Raw genomic sequence first — 1,924 nt, 5'->3', positions numbered from 1 at the left:
GCCCCGCCGCCCGCCGGTACTTCAACGTCGACGCCGAATCCATCGTCGTCGCCGTGCTGTCCGCCCTCGCCGGCGAAGGTACCCTCGACCGCTCCAAGGCCGTCGAGGCCGCCAACCGGTACCGCATCGACGACGTCCGCGCCGCGGCCGTCTCCTACGCCGACACCGGCAGCGCCTAGAACGGAATCGAAATCCTATGACAGCAACAGTGTCCGAATACCTCGTCACGCCCGGCCGGGAGGCGCCCGCGTCGGCGAGGCGCGCGAAGATCGTGTGTACCCTCGGGCCCGCAACGGCAACGGGCGACCGCATACGCGAACTCGTCGACTGCGGAATGGACATCGCACGGCTCAACTTCAGCCATGGCGAACATTCCGATCACGAGGAGAACTACCGCCGGGTGCGGGACGCGTCCGAACACACCGGCCGGGCGGTGGGTGTTCTCGCCGACCTCCAGGGCCCGAAGATCAGGTTGGGGCGCTTCGCCGAAGGCAGCGTCGTCTGGTCGGACGGCGACGTCGTGCGGATCACCGTCGACGAGTGCGACGGCACCCACGACCGTGTGTCGACCACCTACAAGCAGTTGGCGGAGGACGCCGAGCCCGGTGACCGGTTGCTCGTCGACGACGGCAAGATCGGACTGGTCGTCACGGACGTCGACGGCAACGACGTGGTGTGCCGGGTCACCGAGGGCGGTCCGGTCAGCAACAACAAGGGTGTGTCGTTGCCGGGGATGAACGTGTCGGTCCCGGCGCTGTCGGGCAAGGACATCGCCGATCTCGAGTTCGCACTGCGTCTCGGTGTCGACCTCATCGCCCTGTCGTTCGTGCGATCGGCGGCCGACATCGAACTCGTCCATGCCGTGATGGATCGGGTCGGCCGCAGGGTTCCGGTGATCGCGAAGCTCGAGAAACCGGAGGCGATCGACAACCTCGAGGCCATCGTGCTGGCGTTCGACGCGGTGATGGTCGCCCGCGGCGATCTGGGTGTCGAACTTCCCCTCGAACAGGTACCGCTCGCGCAGAAACGGGCCATCCAGATCGCCCGCGAGAATGCGAAGCCGGTCATCGTGGCCACCCAGATGCTCGAGTCGATGATCGAGAACTCTCGGCCCACCCGCGCCGAGGCGTCCGATGTGGCGAACGCCGTCCTCGACGGTGCGGACGCGGTGATGCTGTCCGGTGAGACGTCGGTCGGGAAGCACGTGATGGAGACGGTCCGCACCATGGGCCGCATCATCAGCGCGGTGGAGGAGAAGTCCACGCACGTTCCGCCGCTGGCGCACGTGCCCCGCACGAAGGGCGGAGTCCTGTCCTACGCGGCACGCGACATCGGGGAACGATTGGGTGCGGCGGCGCTCGTCGCGTTCACCCAGTCCGGGGACACCGTGCGCCGGCTCGCGCGGCTGCACACTCCGCTGCCGTTGCTGGCGTTCACCCCGCTCCCGGCGGTGCGCGCTCAGCTCGCGCTGACGTGGGGGACCGAGACGTTCCTCGTCGACCCCGTCGAGTCGACCGACCAGATGATCCATCAGGTCGACCACGCGCTCCTCGGCCTGGGCCGATACCGGCGGGGCGACCTCGTCGTCATCGTCGCGGGATCGCCTCCGGGCACCGTCGGCTCGACCAACCTGATCCACGTCCACAGGATCGGCGAGGAAGACCACTGATCGGTGTGACGCTGTAACCGTACGCCCGTCCGCTATTGACAGAACTCGATGGACACGGTTTTCTTGATGTCAAGATACGAAACTGTGTTTTCGCATCGTGGAAGTTTTGCCAAGTGGGGAAGGTGAGTCATTTCATGACTGAGCGTGTTGAGGTCGGCGGTCTGCAGGTCGCGAAGGTGCTCTACGACTTCGTGAACGAGGAGGCGCTGCCGGGGACCGGGGTGGACGTCGACGGGTTCTGGTCGGGTGCGGCGA

At 66.7% G+C, this 1,924-nt stretch carries 1 protein-coding gene and 1 pseudogene; both read left to right on the top strand.

Annotation, left to right across the window (positions count from 1 at the left end):
* Positions 1 to 179 (top strand): annotated as a pseudogene (locus tag G9373_RS47525) (2-oxo acid dehydrogenase); the annotation flags it as partial.
* 17 nt (positions 180 to 196) lie between these two features.
* Positions 197 to 1,669: a pyruvate kinase gene (pyk, locus tag G9373_RS45105; RefSeq protein WP_051055672.1), complete on the top strand. Its 1,473-nt coding sequence runs from the start codon at positions 197 to 199 to the stop codon at positions 1,667 to 1,669.
* Positions 1,670 to 1,924: the final 255 nt, after the last annotated feature.

The sequence above is a fragment of the Rhodococcus sp. A14 genome (assembly GCF_011603105.1).
Lineage (GTDB): Bacteria > Actinomycetota > Actinomycetes > Mycobacteriales > Mycobacteriaceae > Rhodococcus_F > Rhodococcus_F opacus.
Note: the sequence above shows the minus strand (reverse complement) of the source record. Positions and strands in the feature narration are given on the sequence as shown.